The sequence below is a fragment of the Curvibacter sp. AEP1-3 genome, from assembly GCF_002163715.1.
Taxonomy (GTDB): Bacteria; Pseudomonadota; Gammaproteobacteria; order Burkholderiales; family Burkholderiaceae_C; genus Allorhodoferax.
This window is the reverse complement of sequence record NZ_CP015698.1, coordinates 512,756-530,008: the sequence shown is the minus strand read 5'-3', so window position 1 is coordinate 530,008 and position 17,253 is coordinate 512,756. Positions and strand designations below refer to the sequence as shown.

At 57.7% G+C, this 17,253-nt stretch carries 14 protein-coding genes and 2 tRNA genes; 10 read left to right on the top strand and 6 right to left on the bottom strand.

Translation table 11 applies throughout. The annotated features are described in order from the left end of the window. Window positions 1-91 precede the first annotated feature (91 nt). The 7 genes from AEP_RS02490 to AEP_RS02460 all read left to right on the top strand — a co-directional run bounded on the left by AEP_RS02490 (window position 92) and on the right by AEP_RS02460 (window position 4,600). Window positions 92-943: a glycosyltransferase family 2 protein gene (locus tag AEP_RS02490; protein ID WP_087493927.1), complete on the top strand. Its 852-nt coding sequence runs from the start codon at window positions 92-94 to the stop codon at window positions 941-943. A gap of 13 nt (window positions 944-956) precedes the next feature. Beyond that, a complete protein-coding gene (gene tolB, locus AEP_RS02485; protein ID WP_087493926.1) occupies window positions 957-2,216 on the top strand; it encodes a Tol-Pal system beta propeller repeat protein TolB in 1,260 nt (419 codons plus the stop codon). 27 nt (window positions 2,217-2,243) lie between these two features. Then, on the top strand, window positions 2,244-2,786 hold the full coding sequence (gene pal, locus AEP_RS02480) for a peptidoglycan-associated lipoprotein Pal (protein ID WP_087493925.1): 543 nt from the start codon (window positions 2,244-2,246) through the stop codon (window positions 2,784-2,786). A 3-nt stretch (window positions 2,787-2,789) separates the two neighbouring features. Next, window positions 2,790-3,584, top strand: a complete 795-nt coding sequence (gene ybgF / locus AEP_RS02475; RefSeq protein ID WP_087493924.1) for a tol-pal system protein YbgF — start codon at window positions 2,790-2,792, stop codon at window positions 3,582-3,584. Further along, window positions 3,581-4,387 (top strand): tRNA threonylcarbamoyladenosine dehydratase, encoded by an 807-nt coding sequence (locus AEP_RS02470; protein WP_442873349.1) that lies wholly within the window; start codon window positions 3,581-3,583, stop codon window positions 4,385-4,387. The genes ybgF and AEP_RS02470 overlap by 4 nt, the downstream gene beginning before the upstream one ends. A 44-nt stretch (window positions 4,388-4,431) precedes the next feature. Next, window positions 4,432-4,507: transfer RNA gene (locus tag AEP_RS02465), tRNA-Lys, on the top strand. Between the two features lie 17 nt (window positions 4,508-4,524). After that, window positions 4,525-4,600: transfer RNA gene (locus tag AEP_RS02460), tRNA-Lys, on the top strand. Between the two features lie 78 nt (window positions 4,601-4,678). Here AEP_RS02460 and AEP_RS02455 read toward each other — a convergent pair. From AEP_RS02455 to dapC, 6 genes are all read right to left on the bottom strand, one after another. Next, window positions 4,679-6,619, bottom strand: a complete 1,941-nt coding sequence (locus AEP_RS02455; protein WP_087493923.1) for an ABC-F family ATP-binding cassette domain-containing protein — start codon at window positions 6,617-6,619, stop codon at window positions 4,679-4,681. 110 nt (window positions 6,620-6,729) lie between these two features. Next, window positions 6,730-7,632 (bottom strand): 50S ribosomal protein L3 N(5)-glutamine methyltransferase, encoded by a 903-nt coding sequence (gene prmB / locus AEP_RS02450; RefSeq protein ID WP_087493922.1) that lies wholly within the window; start codon window positions 7,630-7,632, stop codon window positions 6,730-6,732. Continuing rightward, entirely contained in the window at window positions 7,629-8,816 is a 1,188-nt protein-coding gene (gene dapE, locus AEP_RS02445) for a succinyl-diaminopimelate desuccinylase (RefSeq protein WP_087493921.1), read from the bottom strand. Before dapE ends, prmB begins: the two co-directional genes overlap by 4 nt. Further along, a complete protein-coding gene (locus AEP_RS02440) occupies window positions 8,816-9,985 on the bottom strand; it encodes a PilT/PilU family type 4a pilus ATPase (protein WP_232459910.1) in 1,170 nt (389 codons plus the stop codon). The genes dapE and AEP_RS02440 overlap by 1 nt, the downstream gene beginning before the upstream one ends. Window positions 9,986-10,008: 23 nt before the next feature. Next, complete coding sequence (dapD, locus tag AEP_RS02435; protein WP_087493920.1) at window positions 10,009-10,833, bottom strand: 2,3,4,5-tetrahydropyridine-2,6-dicarboxylate N-succinyltransferase; 825 nt, start codon at window positions 10,831-10,833, stop codon at window positions 10,009-10,011. A gap of 48 nt (window positions 10,834-10,881) precedes the next feature. Further along, window positions 10,882-12,093 (bottom strand): succinyldiaminopimelate transaminase, encoded by a 1,212-nt coding sequence (gene dapC / locus AEP_RS02430; protein ID WP_087493919.1) that lies wholly within the window; start codon window positions 12,091-12,093, stop codon window positions 10,882-10,884. Between the two features lie 83 nt (window positions 12,094-12,176). Here dapC and AEP_RS02425 point away from each other — a divergent pair, with 83 nt between their 5' ends. The 3 genes from AEP_RS02425 (at window position 12,177) to AEP_RS02415 (ending at window position 17,252) form a co-directional block, all read left to right on the top strand. After that, window positions 12,177-12,548: a hypothetical protein gene (locus AEP_RS02425; RefSeq protein WP_087493918.1), complete on the top strand. Its 372-nt coding sequence runs from the start codon at window positions 12,177-12,179 to the stop codon at window positions 12,546-12,548. Window positions 12,549-12,676: 128 nt separating this feature from the next. Next, a complete protein-coding gene (gene smc / locus AEP_RS02420; RefSeq protein ID WP_087493917.1) occupies window positions 12,677-16,192 on the top strand; it encodes a chromosome segregation protein SMC in 3,516 nt (1,171 codons plus the stop codon). A 22-nt stretch (window positions 16,193-16,214) separates the two neighbouring features. Further along, complete coding sequence (locus AEP_RS02415; protein WP_087493916.1) at window positions 16,215-17,252, top strand: cell division protein ZipA C-terminal FtsZ-binding domain-containing protein; 1,038 nt, start codon at window positions 16,215-16,217, stop codon at window positions 17,250-17,252. Window position 17,253 lies beyond the last annotated feature (1 nt).

Genomic DNA, 17,253 nt, shown 5'->3' with positions numbered 1-17,253 from the left:
TGGTAACATCCAAAGTGACCTGAGCCCCTGAGCTTTCAAGCCAGCGCCGAGAGTGATTTCCGGCATCAAGGGCGGCTAAGTCTAGTCGAAAATGCCTTCCAAAGAGCTAATCTCCATCGTCATTACAACCTACAACCGCAGTGATGCGCTTGGTTGCGTACTTGCAGCACTCGATCACCAATCGGATCGTCATTTCGAAGTGATCGTTGCAGATGATGGCTCCAATCAACAGCACCTTTCAGAAGCTCTCGCTATTGAAAGTCTGGCGAACTTCCCAGTCAAACACGTATGGCATCCGGACGTTGGTTTCACTGCCGCTAAGGTGCGCAATTTGGGAGTGGCCCAAGCCGCTGGTGGTTATTTGATCTTGCTCGATGGGGATTGTGTTCCTGAGATCGACTTCGTAAAGCGCCACCGAATGCTGGCACAGAACGGGCACTTTGTGAATGGTAGTCGTGTCCTTCTCAGCGAAGGACTAACCCAAAGTGCAATTGCCCGAGATGTTAACTTGTCCAATCAATCCACGTGGCAGTGGATAGCGAGAGGATTTCACGGGGAATCCAGCAAGTGGACCGCTAAGTTCCGATTGCCTGATTTGTCCATTCGTCGTCAGACCGCTTTCAGGTGGAAGGGCATTCGAAGTTGCAATATGGCGTTACATAAAGCGGATTACATCGAGATCAACGGATTCGATGAAACCTTTGTCGGCTGGGGGCATGAAGACGCGGACTTTGTTCTGCGTTTGCACAATGCAGGGCTTTGTCGTAAGAACGGCTTTTACTCGACGGAGGTCTACCACCTTTGGCATCCGGAGAGCAGCCGTGACCGGGAAAATGCAAATGCGCAACGAGTCCGGGAACGAATCGGAAACAAGTTGATCCAAGCCCCCGTTGGTTACCAGCAAAGCTTGGGTTTTGAACAGCTTCGGGTCTACACACGGTGATAATCGAAACACGATGAAAAAATTCTGGTTAATTTGCTTCTTTGGTTTGGCCGCATTACAGGCTCAAGCGCAATTTCGGGTTGAAGTTTCCGGAGTGGGAATGACCCAAATTCCAGTTGCAATTGCTGCTTTCCGTGGTGAGGATCAATCCCCTCAGAAAATTGCAGCCATCGTGCAGGCGGATCTGGAACGAAGCGGTCAATTCAAAGGGGTGGAGTCCGGCTCTGGTTTGGATGAGAGTGCCCGTCCGGATTTGAACGTTATGCGACAACGTGGGGCTGATGCCCTGGTTGCAGGTAGCGTCACGCGATTGGCTGACGGGCGCTTCGATGTTCGATTCCGCTTATGGGATGTCGTAAGAAATCAGGATTTGGGGGGACAGAGCCACGCTGTGCTGCCGGGTGATCTTCGCTTGGCGGCTCACCGGATCGCTGACTTCGTTTACGAGCGTTTGACTGGGGATAAAGGGGTTTTTTCCACGAGGATCTCTTACGTTACGAAGGCGGGGCCGACCTATAACCTGTGGGTCGCAGACGCGGATGGCGAAAATGCTCAAAGCGCATTAAGTAGCCCGGAGCCGATCATTTCCCCATCCTGGGCCCCCAATGGCAATCAACTCGCCTATGTGTCCTTTGAAGCTCGAAAGCCGGTGGTTTATGTTCACGACGTTGCGACCGGCCGTCGTCGTCTCGTCGCGAGCTTTAAGGGGTCCAACAGTGCGCCCACGTGGTCACCGGACGGTCGATCCATTGCGCTCACTCTCAGTCGTGATGGAGGGTCGCAGTTGTATGTGATGGATGCCAATGGTGGGGAACCCAAGCGCCTGATGCAATCGCCTGCGATCGATACAGAACCCGTTTATACGTCTGATGGAAAGACAATTTACTTTGTGAGTGACCGGGGCGGCTCCCCGCAGATTTACAGGGTTCCAGCTGGCGGTGGGAGTGCAGAACGAGTCACCTTTTCTGGCAGCTACAACATCTCTCCAGCCCTGAGTCCGGATGGAAAGTGGTTGGCGTATGTGTCGAGGGTCAACGGTGCATTCAAGTTGCACGTGATGGACATTGTCAGCGGAAGTGTTTCGGCCATTACTGATACTGCGGCTGACGAAAACCCGAGCTTTTCTCCCAATAGTCGCCTCATTATTTACGCAACTTTGTTGCAAGGAAAAGAGGCGCTAATGACAACCACTTTGGACGGCCGCATCAAGGCCCGACTGGCGGGCCAGGGTGGTGATATTCGTGAGCCCGATTGGGGCCCCGCTCAGAAATAATTTTGAAATTTAACTTGGAGTTTGAGAATGAAAAAATTGGTTTTGCTCATGTCGGTTGTGGCTCTTTTGAGTGCTTGTGGTTCTGCGGTTAAGCTGGACAAGGTGCCAGTCGAAGACAAGTCTGGTCAAACGGTGAATGCAGGTTCGGCAGCCACTGGAACCAATGACGGTGCCGGCGTAGCAAAGAGCAATGTCGCCACTGTTACCTTGGACAAAAATGCACAGGATCCAGCGTTGAGTGCTGCATTGAAGACGGTTTACTTTGACTACGATAGTTTTGTCATTCGCTCCGAGTTCCAGGCCACGTTGGAAGCACACGCCAAGTACTTGAAAGCGGACAAATCCCGCAAAGTAAGCATCGAAGGCCATACCGATGAACGTGGTGGCCGCGAATACAACTTGGCTCTGGGCCAGAAGCGGGCAGAGGCAGTGCGCAAGGCTTTGCAACTCCAAGGCGTGTCTGATGCGCAAATGGAAGCTATCAGCTATGGCAAGGAAAAGCCGGCCGTTCTGGGTAACTCCGAAGCCGCACTGGAAAAGAACCGTCGCGCCGAGTTCAGCTACCGATAAGTCATGATGTCTCCTTTGACGAAGCGTTTTGCTCACGCTGCATCAGTAGCACTTTTGTTGTGCTTAGGGGCAGGGCAGTCATTTGCAGGCCTGTTTGACGATGAAGAGGCACGTCGCGCGATTCTTGATTTACGCCAGCGAATTGAGGTTTTGCGCGCTGACAGCGATCAAAAAATTGCTGATGAATCCAAGCGAAATGCGGATGATGCGGCTCAACTTCGCCGTTCACTTCTGGAGCTTCAGAATCAGCTTGAGGCTAGTCGTGCAGACACGGCCAAGCTTCGTGGCCAGGTAGAACAGCTCGCGCGGGATCTGGCGGAGGCACAGCGCAAACAAAAAGACTCTTCGCAACTTCTTGAAGATCGTCTGCGAAAACTGGAGCCTTCGAAAGTGTCCGTGGACGGTCGCGAGTTCTTTGCAGAACCCTCTGAGAAGCGCGATTTTGAAGCAGCGCTTGCTGTATTTCGCAAAGGCGACTTTGCTACGGCGCAGTCAGTGTTTCTCGACTTCCTGAATCGTTATCCGACCTCTGGATACCGTCCTTCTTCATTGTTCTGGCTGGGTAGTGCGCAGTACGCGACCAAGGACTACAAGGACGCACAGGCTAATTTCCGTAGCTTGGTGCAGCAATCAGGCGATCATTTGCGCGCGCCTGAGGCGTTACTCGCACTGGCTAACTGTCAGTCTGAATTGAAAGACACCAAGGCGGCCAGAAAGACTTTGGAAGAACTGATTGCGAGTTATCCATCGTCAGAAGCTGCGAGTGCTGCCAAGGACCGTTTGGCTCGTTTGAAGTGACCGGCATTGCTTCAGGGGCGGTTGAGGCGGCTGACCTCAACCGCCGGTTTTCCGGCATAGACCGGCTCTTTGGAGTTGAGCCGGCCGGGTACTTTCGCAATTCGCATGTCGCTGTTGTAGGGATCGGCGGTGTGGGCTCCTGGGCTGTGGAAGCTCTTGCCAGGAGCGGAATTGCTGCGCTTACATTGATCGATATGGATCATGTGTCCGAATCCAACATTAATCGGCAGTTGCACGCTTTGACCAGCACAATCGGTATGTCCAAGATCGAAGCGATGCGGGAACGCATTGCAGATATCAATCCTGCGTGCCGGGTGGTGGTGGTCGACGACTTCGTTGACGAGGACAACTGGCCCGCAATTTTGGGTGGACAAGTAGATGCAGTCATTGATGCATGTGACAACGTCAAGGCGAAAGTTGCAATGGCCGCATGGTCGCGTGAGACCAAGGTCCCATTTGTGTCTGTCGGTGCCGCAGGTGGTAAGCGTTTGGCGCATCTCGTGGATATTTCTGATTTGAGTCAAACCACGCATGACCCCCTTTTAGCCCAGCTACGCTACCGCCTTCGGAAATCACATGGGGCGCCCAAAGACGGGAAAAAAATGAAGGTCGCTTGCGTCTACAGCAAGGAGGCGGTTCGTGGGCCCGATGCCTCTTGCGCGGTGGAAGGGGATGGAACGTTGAATTGCCACGGCTACGGTTCCTTGGTAAGTGTGACGGCCACCTTTGGAATGTGTGCGGCAGGCTGGGTGATCGATAAATTATCGGCACCAACCCATTTGGCCTCAAAAAAGACGCTATAATTTGAGGCTTCGCAGGGTTCAATAAGCAATTAAAGAGCACTGTCGGGACCATAGCTCAGTTGGTAGAGCAGCGGACTTTTAATCCGTTTGTCGTGGGTTCGACCCCCGCTGGTCCCACCAAGATTTTGACGATTTAAGGGAATTTAGCTCAGCTGGTAGAGCAGCGGACTCTTAATCCGTAGGTCGAGAGTTCGAATCTCTCAGTTCCCACCACCTACAAAGTGGACCTTAAAGCCCGCCTTCATTCGAAGGTGGGTTTTTTTATTTGTGGCTTACGCCCCGACGGCCGGATCAGACCTCCAACTTGGCAGTGAGGTCGAGCCAAAGCTCCTCCAGATTCTGGAGCTCCACATTCACTGCCTTCAATCTTTTTCCCGCTTCTGCAATCTCTGAAGGGTGCGGGTTGGTGGAGAGTTTTGCTTCCAACTCTGCGCCCTCGGCATTGAGCGTTTCCATGCGCACCTCGGTTGCGGCGAGGTCTTTTTTCCACTTCTTCAGTTCGTCTGCAGTTGGGCCAACTTTCACAGCGACAGGGGCGGTCACAGAAACTGCAGGAACTCCGGCCTTGGCCTCTTCTTTGGCAAGCTCTCGCTGACGCTTGGCTTCATCCAACAGGTATTTCTGGTAATCATCCAGATCGCCATCGAAGGGCTCGACCCCACCTCGGGAAACCATCCAGAACTCATCGCAGACCGAGCGCAACAAGGCCCGGTCATGACTCACCAGCATCACGGTGCCTTCGAATTCGTTCAGCGCCATGGCCAGCGCTTCGCGTGTTGCCAGATCCAGGTGGTTGGTCGGCTCGTCAAGTAGCAGCAGGTTGGGGCGTTGCCACACGATCATGCACAGCACAAGTCGAGCCTTTTCACCACCGCTCATGCTGCCCACGGCCTGCTTTACCATGTCGCCGCTAAAGTTGAATGTTCCCAAAAAGCTGCGGAGGTCCTGTTCACGGGTCTGCTGTCCGGCAATTTTGCCGGCAGCGGTCATGTCCTTCACCAACCGGATCATGTGCTCCAGCGGGGTTTCGTCAGGCCGGAGCACGTCCAGTTCCTGCTGGGCGAAATAGCCGATGTTCAGGCCCTTGCCTTCGGTCATTTCGCCACCCAGAGGCGCGAGATCCCGGGCCACGGTTTTGACCAGCGTGGACTTACCTTGTCCGTTGGCACCCAATATGCCGATACGCTGTCCTGCGAGCACCGATTTGCTGACGTTATGGACGATAGTTGTAGGTGGAGTGCCCTTGGGCGCTTCCTCAGGCGCCGGGTAGCCGAAACTCACGCCTTGCATGGAGAGCATGGGGTTGGGCAGGTTGGCCGGCTCCTTGAACTCAAAGCTGAAATCGGCTTCGGACAACAGCGGCGCAATCTTCTCCATCCGGTCCAAGGCCTTGACCCGACTTTGGGCCTGCTTGGCTTTGCTGGCTTTGGCCTTAAAGCGTGCGATGAACTTTTGCAGGTGGGCGATCTTGTCTTGCTGCTTCGCGAAGGCATTTTGTTGAAGCTCCATCTGCTCGGCGCGCATGTCTTCAAACTTGCTGTAGTTCCCGCCGTAGCGCACCAGCTTGCCCATGTCGATGTGCAGGGTCACGTTGGTTACCGCATCCAGAAACTCGCGGTCGTGGCTGATGACGACCATAGTGCCCTCATACTTCTTCAGCCAGGCTTCCAGCCACACCAGCGCGTCCAAGTCCAAGTGGTTGGTGGGCTCGTCCAACAGCAGCAGGTCACTGGGGCACATGAGGGCCCGGGCGAGCTGCAGGCGCATGCGCCAACCGCCAGAGAAACTGTTCACTGGTTTGTCCAGTTCGGTGGTTTTGAAACCCAGACCCAGAATCAGCGCTTGAGCGCGCGCAGCTGCGTCGTACTCACCGGCGTCGTGCAGGGCTGTGTAAGCGTTCGCCATGCGTTCGTAGTCTTCGGTCGATTCCGCGGCTGTCACTTCCGCCCGTGCTGCCCCGAGTTGCGTATCGCCTTCGACCACAAAGTCGGTGGCGCCTTGTTCGGTTTCGGGCATATCCTGTGCCACCTGGCCCATGCGCCATTGGGCGGGGATGTAGTACTCGCCCGCGTCTTCGTGGAGATTGCCGTTCAGCAAGGCAAACAGCGAGGATTTGCCCGCACCGTTGCGACCCACAAGGCCTACCTTTTCGCCTGGATTCAAGGTAACCGAAGCGCCTTCGAGCAACACCTTGGCGCTACGGCGCAGGGTGACGTTTTTTAATGTAATCATGTTCTGGGAAGGGCCGTGAGGCCGTCAATAAATGGCTACCGGATGCATGACATCAGGCAGTTCGGCGTGTCCGGCGCGCGTGCTTACCGGATACCGCCCGGGTAAAAAACTTAAGGCTGCTGGAAGCGGGCCAGTGCGTCGCGCGTCAGCAGCAGCACTTGGTCTTCACCGGCACTGGTCTCCAGCCACACCACTTCCAACTCGGGAAAGGCCGCTTCGAAATACTCGCGCTCGTTTCCGATTTCCAGCACCAGCACGCCATCTTCCGACAGCTTGGAGGGAATATCTGCCAGCAAGGTCCGGATGAAGTCCATGCCATCGCCGCTGCCGCCTGCCTGATTGCCGTCTAGGGCAATAAAGGGTTCGGCCAAGTATTCAGCGGGCAGTGCTGCCATGCTCTTGGCGTTCACATACGGCGGGTTGCACAACACCAGGTCAAACACACCGGGGACTGCCTTCAAGCCATCAGACTCCAGCAATTTCACCCGCTCCTGCAACTGATGCTTGTCCACGTTGATGCGCGCGACCGCCAATGCGTCCGTCGAAATGTCGGCTCCCGTCACCTCCACGTCCGGATAGACCATGGCGGCCAGAATGCCCAGGCTGCCGTTGCCGGTGCACAGGTCCAGTACGTGGTGGGTACTTTCTTTGAGCCAATAGTCGATGCTGCCGTCCACCAAGAGTTCGGCGATCAAAGACCGCGGAACGATGACGCGTTCATCCACGTAAAAGGGCACACCTTGCAGCCACGCCTCTTGGGTCAAGTAAGCAGCCGGCTTGCGGGTGCTGATGCGCGCTCCTAAAAGTGTAGCTACCCGCGCATATTCCTCGGGCGCTATCGTCCGATTTGACTCTTTATCCTCGTCGGTCAGGCCCGTATCGAGCGGCAAGCCGAGAGCGTGCAGTACCAGCCATGCAGCCTCGTCCGCCGCGTTGGTGGTGCCATGGCCGAAGGACACGCCCGCTTCGGTCAGCTGCGCGGTGGCCTGTGCGACCAAATCTTTCAAATTCATGCGGTTTCCGCCTGGTTCAGGTTCTCAAGTACCCGGCGGTAAATGTTTTTCAGAGGCTCGATGTCGGCGAGCTTCACGTATTCGTTGATCTTGTGGATGGTGGCGTTGGGAGGTCCGAGTTCAATCACTTGCGTGCAGACCTGCGCGATAAAACGTCCATCGCTGGTGCCACCGGTGGTCGAAAGCTGTGTCTCCAGCCCGGTCTCTGAGCGGATGGCATCGCGTACCGCATCCACCAAGGGGCCTGGTGTGGTCAGGAAGGGCAGGCCGCCTATGGTCCAAGCCAAGTCATAGTCCAGCTGATGTTTGGCCAGAACGCTGGCAAGCCGCTTTTGAAGGCTCTCGGGGGTGGACTCGGTGGAGAAGCGGAAGTTGAAATCAATCACCACATGCCCGGGAATGACGTTACTCGCACCGGTGCCGCCATGGATGTTGCTGACCTGCCAGGTGGTCGGCGGGAAAAACGCATTGCCCTTGTCCCATTCGATGCCCACCAACTCGGCCAACGCGGGGGCAAACAGATGGATCGGATTTTTGGCGAGGTGCGGGTAGGCAATGTGGCCTTGCACGCCCTTGACCGTGAGCTTGCCGCTCATGGTGCCGCGCCGTCCGTTTTTGATCATGTCACCGGTTTTCTCGACCGAGGTAGGTTCCCCCACGATGCAGTAGTCCAGTACCTCGCCGCGCTCTTGCAACTGTTTGCAGACCACCACCGTGCCGTCGAGGGCCGGGCCTTCTTCGTCACTGGTCAAGAGCAGGGCGATGTTGAGTTCGGGGGCCGGATGCAAAGCCAGAAACTCTTCGATAGACACCACAAACGCCGCCAAGGAAGTCTTCATGTCGCTCGCACCGCGGCCGAACAGCTTTCCGTCACGGTGGCTGGGGACGAATGGCGCACTGTCCCATTGCTGCGCAGGGCCGGTGGGAACCACGTCGGTATGTCCGGCGAACACCAAGGTTTTTGCTATGCTTTTGGAAGCTACTGGCGCAGATCCCGCAAGCCCTGCAGGCCGTTTTGCCCACAAATTGGTAACTCGAAAATCGTCCGGCCCACTTTCAATGGTTTCACACAAAAAGCCCAGCGGGCGCAAGCGATCGGCAATCAGGGCTTGGCATCCACCGTCTGAAGGCGTCACCGAGGCCATGGACAACAGTTGCTCGGTGAGCTGCAGCGTTTGCGTCATCAGTGTTTCACATCCAGGGTAATTTCCGTGAAGGAGGCTTCATCATCCTCTTCCGGCACCGCAGCAGCCTTGGCCACCTTGGTGAAATCGTTTTGCAAACGCCACATGAGGTTGGTGGGTGAGTCTGCGTGGGCCAAGCCTTCTTTGCGGTCTACGAGGCCGTCCTGAATCAGGCGGGCGATGTCGGCTTCGAAGGTCTGCGAACCCTCTGCCATGGATTGCTCCATGGCTTCACGCACCGCTGAAAAGTCGCCTTTTTCAATCATTTCGGCCACCAGCTTGGTGTTGAGCAACACCTCGGCGGCCGGTGTGCGCAGTCCGGATGTGGTGCGCAAAAGGCGTTGAGAGACGATGGCTCGCAGAGCTGTAGCCAGGTCCCCCAACATGGTGGGGCGTACTTCGACCGGGTAAAAGCTCAAGATGCGGTTCAGCGCTTGATAGCTGTTGTTGGCGTGCATGGTGGCCAGGCACAAGTGGCCGGATTGCGCATAGGCAATCGCTGCTGACATGGTCTCCTGATCCCGGATTTCACCGATCAGAATCACATCCGGAGCCTGGCGCAGGGCGTTTTTCAGGGCTACATGGAGAGAAGCCGTGTCGGTGCCGACTTCGCGCTGATTCACCACGGACTTCTTGTTCTTGAACAAAAACTCCACGGGGTCTTCAATGGTCAGGATGTGGCCGGACACACTCTCATTGCGGTAGTCCAGCATGGACGCCAGCGTCGTGCTCTTGCCCGCACCCGTGGCACCCACCATCAGCAGCAGGCCGCGCTTTTCCATGATGAGGTCGGCCAGCACCGGGGGCAGCTGCAGGCTGTGGAGGGGGGGCACGTCCACGCTGATGTAGCGGATCACTGCTGCAATGGTGCCGCGCTGGCGCATGGCACTCACACGGAAACGACCTACGCCAGCCAGCGGGAAACCGACATTCAGCTCACCATCACGCTCCAAAATCTCAATTTGTTGGGGCGATAACACTTCCGCCAACAGATTTTTGGGAGCGTCGGAAGGCAGGGTCTGGCTGTTGATCGGTACACACTGGCCGTTGATTTTGATCAACGCAGGGGCGTGCGCCGACAAATAAACGTCAGACGCCTTCTTCTCGCTCATGAGGCGCAGGATGCGCTCCATGGTGCCTGAAGGCTGGGGTGTGGTGGTCGTGGCCATAGTTGCCTTCCGCTTGGGAGAACTTAGTCGCGCAGCAAGTCGTTCAGGCTGGTGGTGGAGCGTGTCTTGGCGTCCACCTTCTTGACGATGATGGCAGCGTACATGCTGTACTTGCCGTCACCCTTGGGCAGGCTGCCGCTGACCACCACAGAGCCTGCCGGGATGCGGCCATAGCTGACAGTGTCGGTCGCGCGGTCATAAATTGGGGTGCTCTGGCCGATGTACACGCCCATGGAAATCACCGAGTTTTCTTCGACGATCACGCCCTCTACCACCTCGGAACGCGCGCCCACAAAGCAGTTGTCTTCAATGATGGTGGGGCCGGCCTGCATAGGCTCCAGCACACCCCCTATGCCCACGCCACCGGACAAGTGCACGTGCTTGCCGATCTGGGCGCAAGAACCCACAGTCGCCCATGTGTCGACCATGGTGCCTTCGTCCACATAAGATCCGATGTTGCAGTAAGAAGGCATCAGGATCACGCCCTTGCCCTGGAAACTGCCGCGGCGAGCCACGGCAGGCGGAACCACGCGAACACCGGTAGCTTTGAGGGCCTCAGCGCTCATGCCGGCAAATTTGGTGGGAACCTTGTCATAAAAGCCCAGATCACCGGACTGGATGACTTCGTTGTCCTTGAGGCGGAAGCTCAGCAGCACTGCCTTCTTGATCCATTGGTGGGTGGTCCACTGGCCCACGCCTTCGCGGGTGGCGACGCGCAAGCGGCCGGCGTCGAGTTCGTTCAGCACATGTTCTACGGCTTCACGCACTTCAGCGGGTGCGGATGCCACAGAAATGTTGGCGCGGTCTTCCCACGCGGCTTCGATAACGGATTGCAATTGTTGGCTCATGGTTTTTTCAGGGTTGTAATCGGAGAAAAGGCTTCGAGGTCCGGCACTTCAAGCGCTGCGACCCCGAACGAATTGGACGATGCGCTGCGCCGCTTCCACGCATTCTGCGGTCTCAGCCACTAGGGCCATGCGGATGCGTCCGGCGCCGGGGTTGTGCCCGTTCGCCTCACGCGCCAAGTAGCTGCCGGGCAAGACGGTCACATTGTAAAGAGCGAGCAGTTCACGGGCGAACTCGGTGTCACTGCCATTGACATCCGCCCACAGGTAGAAGCCAGCGTCCGGCAAGGTGACGTCCATCACTTGGGAGAGTAAGGGCGTGACCTGGGCAAACTTGGCGCGGTACTTGGCGCGGTTGTCAACTACATGGACCTCATCGTCCCAAGCAGCAATGCTGGCCGCCTGTACGACAGGGCTCATGGCACTGCCATGGTAGGTGCGGTAAAGCAAAAACTGTTTGATCCAGTGTGCATCGCCCGCGCAGAAGCCGCTGCGCATGCCGGGAACGTTGCTTCGCTTGGACAGGCTGGTGAAGGACACCAGATTCTTGAAATCGGCACGCCCCAACTTGGCTGCAGCTTCCAATCCACCCAATGGCGCCTCATCGCGGAAGTAAATTTCGCTGTAGCACTCATCCGAGGCAATGACAAAGCCGTACTTGTCGCTCAACGCAAAAAGCTTTTCCCACTCGGACATAGGCATGACCGCACCGGCAGGGTTCCCGGGGGAGCACACATACATGAGCTGCGTAGACGCCCATACGCTTTCCGGGACGCTGTCCCAATCCTGGGCGAAATTGCGGGAGGGCACAGAGGGCACAAAGTATGGCTGCGCACCTGCAAGCAGGGCAGCGCCTTCGTAGATCTGATAGAACGGATTCGGGCACACCACCTGCACAGTGCCATTGCTAGCTGCCGGATTGATGACCGTCTGCGCAAAGGCAAATAATGCTTCGCGTGAGCCGTTGATGGGCAATATTTGCGTTGCGGCATCCAACTTCAGGCCATAGCGTCGTTCAATCCAATTCGCCATGGACAACCGCAGTTTGGGATCACCCGCGGTAGCGGGGTAAGCAGCCAAACCGCTTTCACCCGATTGGATGGCATGGCAATAGGCGTCTTTGATGAGTTGGGGGGTAGGGTGACGGGGCTCGCCGATGCCCAGACTGATGGGGCTGAACGCGGGGTTGAGCACAACGCCTGCAAACAACTGGCGCAGGCGCTCAAACGGGTACGCCTGCAGGCTGGACAAATTCGGATTCATGGGGCGGCATTATCCCTGAGTCGTCGTTAAACTTGGGTCTTCGGCCCTTGGGGTCCGTTTAGATCGATTTTGAGGAGTAAGCCATGTCTGCAGTTCCGACCAATGATGCCGGCAACCGTTATCTCAATATTGCCGGTGCATTGGAGCAAATCGGTGACGAAGGCGCTTTGCGCGAGATGCTTCCCATGGTTCTGGACTCCTTGCAGCGTGACGTTCCCGCGATCACGGAACTGCTGACGAAGGGGGATGTGCAGGGCGCCAACCACCTGTTGCACCCGCTTAAGGGCTTTATTCCCATCTTTTGCACCGCTGAATTGGTCGCGAAGGTATCCGAAGTGGAATTCATGAGTAAAAAGGGGGATGCGCCCATGGTAGCTGCCGCATATGCCACGCTGGCGCCTGAGTTGCGTGTGTTGGAAGCAGAGGTGGCCGCGTATCTGGGTAGCCCGGCCTGAGTGCCATCGCGGCTGGAGGTGTGCCGAAGTGCGGGTTGCTGCAGGGTATGATCCAGCGGTCGCGAGCCACTGGGAAGGCTCCATTATTCCCAATAAAATCAACTGCTTAGCGCTGTCTACATCTTCCTGTGCGTCTCAACTCCATCAAGCTCTCGGGCTTCAAGTCTTTCGCTGAACCCACCAACTTCCTGCTGCCCGGCCAGCTGGTTGGCGTGGTCGGCCCCAACGGCTGCGGTAAATCCAACATCATGGATGCGGTGCGCTGGGTGTTGGGCGAGAGCAAAGCCAGCGAGTTGCGTGGTGAGTCCATGCAGGACGTGATTTTCAACGGCACCACTTCCCGCAAGCCTGCGAGCCGCAGCAGCGTGGAACTGGTGTTTGACAATGCCGACCACCGGGCCGGCGGCCAATGGGGTCAGTTCGGTGAAATTGCAGTCAAACGGGTGCTGACCCGGGATGGGACAAGCAGCTACTTCATCAATAACCAACCCGTGCGCCGCCGTGACGTCCAGGACGTGTTCCTGGGCACCGGTTTAGGGCCCCGTGCTTACGCGATCATCGGGCAGGGCACCATTTCCCGCATCATCGAGTCCAAGCCGGAAGAGCTGCGCTTGTTCCTGGAAGAGGCTGCAGGCGTCTCCAAATACAAAGAGCGCCGCCGCGAGACAGAAAACCGCCTTTCCGACACACGTGAAAACCTTACCCGGGTCGAGGACATTCTGCGCGAGCTGGGTACCAACCTGGAGCGCCTGGAAAAGCAGGCGGAAGTTGCACAAAAGTACAACGCACTGCAATCCGAGGTCACGCTCAAGCAGCACCAGCAGTGGTTCCTGAAGCGGGCGGAAGCGCTGGCCGACAAAGCCAAAGTGCAGTCTGAAGGACTGGCCGCCGTCAATGCGCTCGAAGCGCGCATGGCCGATTTGCGTCACATCGAAGCAGATCTGGAAACAGTGCGCCAAGCGCATTACGGAGCCGGTGACCAGGTCAATCAAGCGCAAGGCTTGTTGTACGAAGCCAGTACCGACGTGGGGCGCCTGGAAGCGGAAATCCGCTTCGTGGTGGAGGGGCGCCAGCGCGTGGAGCAACGCCTGATCACGCTCAAAGAACAGATTGCCCAGTGGGCCACCCGCAAAGACGACGCGCAGGCTGAAATGGAGCGCTTGGCCGAATTGGCTGCCTTGGGGGAAGAGCAAACTGAACTGCTGGCCGCCCAGGTTGAAGAGCAAGCTCAGCAACTGCCGGACCTCGAGGAGGCGTTGGCCAAGGCGCAAGGTGCCGCCAACGACCAGCGCGGCTCGGTGTCGCAGGTGCAGCAACAGATTCAGGTGTTGGCCGCTGAACAACGTGGCATTGAAGAACAAAGCCGTCAGTTGGAAACCCGCCGCGACCGGTTGATGACCGATCGCAATGCACTGTCTGCGCCGGATGAATCCCGGTTGACAGGTCTGCAAGAGCAACTGGAAGCGGTGCAAGAAGCGCATCAGGTGGCGGACGCACGGCTGCAAGACCTGCAGGATGCGGTGCCGCAGCTGGACGAGGCTCGCAAGGAACAGCAACTCACCGTCAACACCGAGTCGTCCCGTCAAGCGGACTTGTCAGCCCGCCTGGAGGCCCTCAAAGCGCTGCAGGAAAAGGTGAAGACCGACGGCAAGTTGCAGCCTTGGCTGGCCAAGCATGGGCTGGACCACTTGCAGGGCCTGTGGAGCCGCATCCACATTGAGCAAGGTTGGGAGAATGCGCTGGAAGGCGCACTGCGCGAGCGTTTGGGGGCATTGGAAGTGTCACGCCTGGAGATGCTCAAGGCCTTTGCGGTGGACGCGCCACCTGCCAAACTGTCGTTCTACAGCCCACCGCAAGCCGCTTTGCCCGAGCGCGCGGGTGCCTTGCCCCGTTTGTCAGACTTGCTGCGCGTAAATGACGCGGGCCAAAAAGCGGTTCTGACCGACTGGTTGCAAGGCTGCTTTACTGCTGCCAGCTTTGAAGAAGCGTTGGCGCAACGCGAGAAGTTGCAGCCTGGTGAAAGCATCTATGTGAAAAGCGGGCATGTGGTCACGGCCCACAGCGTCAGCTTTTACGCCCAGGATTCGGAGCAGGCCGGTTTGTTGGCTCGAGCCCAGGAAATTGAGAACCTGGAGAAACAGCTCCGTGCTCAGGTGCTAATTGCCGACGAGTCCCGGGTCGCTCTGAGCCGAGCCGAAAGTGCATACACCGAGAGTGCCCAGCGATTGGTCAGTGCGCGCCGCGAAGCCGCCGAAAGCCAAGGGCGCGTTCATGAGTTGCAGGTCGAGACTCTGCGCCTGTCCCAGATGCTGGAGCAAACCCGTGCGCGCAGTGCCCAGATCGATGCCGACATGGCGGAAGTCGAAGCTCAGCTGGACGATTTGCAAGAGCGACGTGTAGAAGCCGAGGCGCGCTTCGAATCTCTGGACATGCAGCTTGCCGATAGTCAGGAGCGCCACGCGCAACTGGATGAACGTGTTATTGAGGTTCAAAACAAGCTGAGCCAGTGCCGCGAACAGCAGCGCAGCCTCGAGCGCCAAGCGCAGGAAGCCGTGTTTGCCCAGCGCAGCCTGCAGGCGCGCAATGCAGAACTCTCCCGCGCCATCGAAACAGCCATTCAACAGAACCAGAGCATTCAAGCCGAAGAACAGCGCGCGCAGGACGAGTTGCACCGCCTGACCGACGCAGCGGCCCAAGCAGGCCTGCAAAACGCCCTGGCCTTGAAGATGGAGCGTGAACAGGCCTTGGCCGCCAAGCGCAGCGAATACGACGACTTGACTGCCAAACTGCGCGCCAGCGATGAGCGCCGCTTGCAGCTGGAGCGCGAGCTCGACCCATTGCGCCAGCGCATTACCGAATTCCAGCTCAAAGAGCAGGCCGCGCGCCTTGGCTTTGAACAGTTTGAGGCCCAGTTGGCAGATGCGCAGGCAGACCTCGATGCGATTGAGCAGAGCATTAAAGACGGCAATGTGCGTTTGTTCGGCATGCAGGGGGACATTGACCGCCTGAACCGCGAGATCGCAGCGTTGGGCGCCGTCAACTTGGCGGCATTGGAAGAGCTGGCCGCTGCCCGTGAGCGCAAGCAGTTCCTGGACATGCAAAACGTCGATTTGACGCAGGCCATGAACACCCTGGAAGACGCAATTCGCAAGATTGACGCGGAGACCCGCGAATTGCTGTCCGGCACCTTCGACCAGGTGAACGCCCATTTCGGTCGCATGTTCCCCGAGCTTTTCGGCGGGGGCAACGCGCGACTGGTTATTACCGGCGACGAAATTCTGGATTCCGGGGTGCAGGTAATTGCGCAACCACCCGGCAAGAAGAATCAGACCATCCATTTGCTATCGGGTGGCGAAAAGGCACTGACCGCGATTGCGCTGGTGTTTGCGATATTCCAGCTCAATCCTGCGCCTTTCTGTCTGCTGGACGAGGTGGATGCACCACTGGATGACGCCAACACCGAGCGTTACGCCAAGCTGGTTGCCAGCATGAGCAAGGGAACTCAGTTCCTGTTTATCAGTCACAACAAAATCGCCATGGAAATGGCAGAACAACTCATCGGTGTCACGATGCAGGAGCAGGGCGTATCGCGGATTGTCGCGGTGGACATGGAGTCCGCTGTCAACCTCGCTGAGCTCACTTGAACACCGCAAAAGCTAAACCTACATGAGCAATTTACAAATCGGATTGGCGATCGCAGGCGGTGTCGTGCTGGCAGCCGTGGTCGCCCATGGTGCCTGGTCGTCGCGTCGCAATGCCCCCCGTCAGGCCTTGCCGCTCCAAGATCCTGTGGATGGCGACCTCACACAAGAGCCTGTGCTCACCGAGGTCGATGCCGAAACGCCAGCCTTCAATCTGCCCCGACCTCCAGTGCGTCCGGCCATGGATTCGCTGATCGACGTGATTGCCACGGTAGCGCTTGATCCTGCGACGCCTGCAGTGTCCGGCGAAGCGGCCATGGCTGCCATGCCAGCGACGCGCCGTGCGGGCACCAAGCCCTTCTCTGTGGAGGGCTACAACCTGCAGTCTTTGGTGTGGGAGGTTCCTGCTCCCGGTCAGCGTTACGGTGGCTTCCAAGCCGGTGTGCAGTTGGCCAACCGTTCCGGTGCGCTCAACGAAATTGAGTATTCGGAGTTCGTCGTGAAGACGCAGGCGTTTGCAGACGCAATCAATGCCACGCCTGAATTCCCAGAAATGTTGGATGAAGTCGCCCGCGCCCGCGAGCTGGACCACTTTGCCAGCGCCCACGACGCCCAGCTCGGCTTCACCATCCGCGCCCGCAATGCGTCCTGGAGCCCCGGCTACATCCACCAGAACGCAGCCCGTTTGGGATTTGTGGCCGGTGTGATTCCCGGTCGTATGGTGCTGCCGGCGTCCGTCGAGGGCCTGCCCCCTGTGCTGGTGCTGGGCTTTGACTCTCAAGCTGCTTTGGCAGATGACCCGGCCCAGAGCGCCATCCGCGAATTGTCCCTGCACCTTGACGTGGCCCAAGTGGACAGGGCAGAGCGGCCTTTCGAGCGCATGCGAGAAACGGCAGACGCCCTGGCGCTTGCCATGGAAGGCGTGGTCACCGACGACAACGGCCAGCCACTGGCCGCACAGACCATGGACGTGATCGCTGCTGACCTCCAGGTGCTTTACGACACGCTGGAGCAGCGGGACATTGCCGCCGGCTCACCTATCGCACGTCGCCTTTTCAGCTAAG

Coding starts and splice junctions, on each gene's coding strand:
- dapD (WP_087493920.1), bottom strand. CDS start 10,833: ATGAGCCAACAATTGCAATCCGTTATCGAAGCCGCGTGGGAAGACCGC.
- AEP_RS02455 (WP_087493923.1), bottom strand. CDS start 6,619: ATGATTACATTAAAAAACGTCACCCTGCGCCGTAGCGCCAAGGTGTTG.
- AEP_RS02425 (WP_087493918.1), top strand. CDS start 12,177: ATGTCTGCAGTTCCGACCAATGATGCCGGCAACCGTTATCTCAATATT.
- AEP_RS02440 (WP_232459910.1), bottom strand. CDS start 9,985: ATGGCCACGACCACCACACCCCAGCCTTCAGGCACCATGGAGCGCATC.
- dapE (WP_087493921.1), bottom strand. CDS start 8,816: ATGACGCAAACGCTGCAGCTCACCGAGCAACTGTTGTCCATGGCCTCG.
- prmB (WP_087493922.1), bottom strand. CDS start 7,632: ATGAATTTGAAAGATTTGGTCGCACAGGCCACCGCGCAGCTGACCGAA.
- AEP_RS02415 (WP_087493916.1), top strand. CDS start 16,215: ATGAGCAATTTACAAATCGGATTGGCGATCGCAGGCGGTGTCGTGCTG.
- ybgF (WP_087493924.1), top strand. CDS start 2,790: ATGATGTCTCCTTTGACGAAGCGTTTTGCTCACGCTGCATCAGTAGCA.
- AEP_RS02490 (WP_087493927.1), top strand. CDS start 92: ATGCCTTCCAAAGAGCTAATCTCCATCGTCATTACAACCTACAACCGC.
- tolB (WP_087493926.1), top strand. CDS start 957: ATGAAAAAATTCTGGTTAATTTGCTTCTTTGGTTTGGCCGCATTACAG.
- pal (WP_087493925.1), top strand. CDS start 2,244: ATGAAAAAATTGGTTTTGCTCATGTCGGTTGTGGCTCTTTTGAGTGCT.
- dapC (WP_087493919.1), bottom strand. CDS start 12,093: ATGAATCCGAATTTGTCCAGCCTGCAGGCGTACCCGTTTGAGCGCCTG.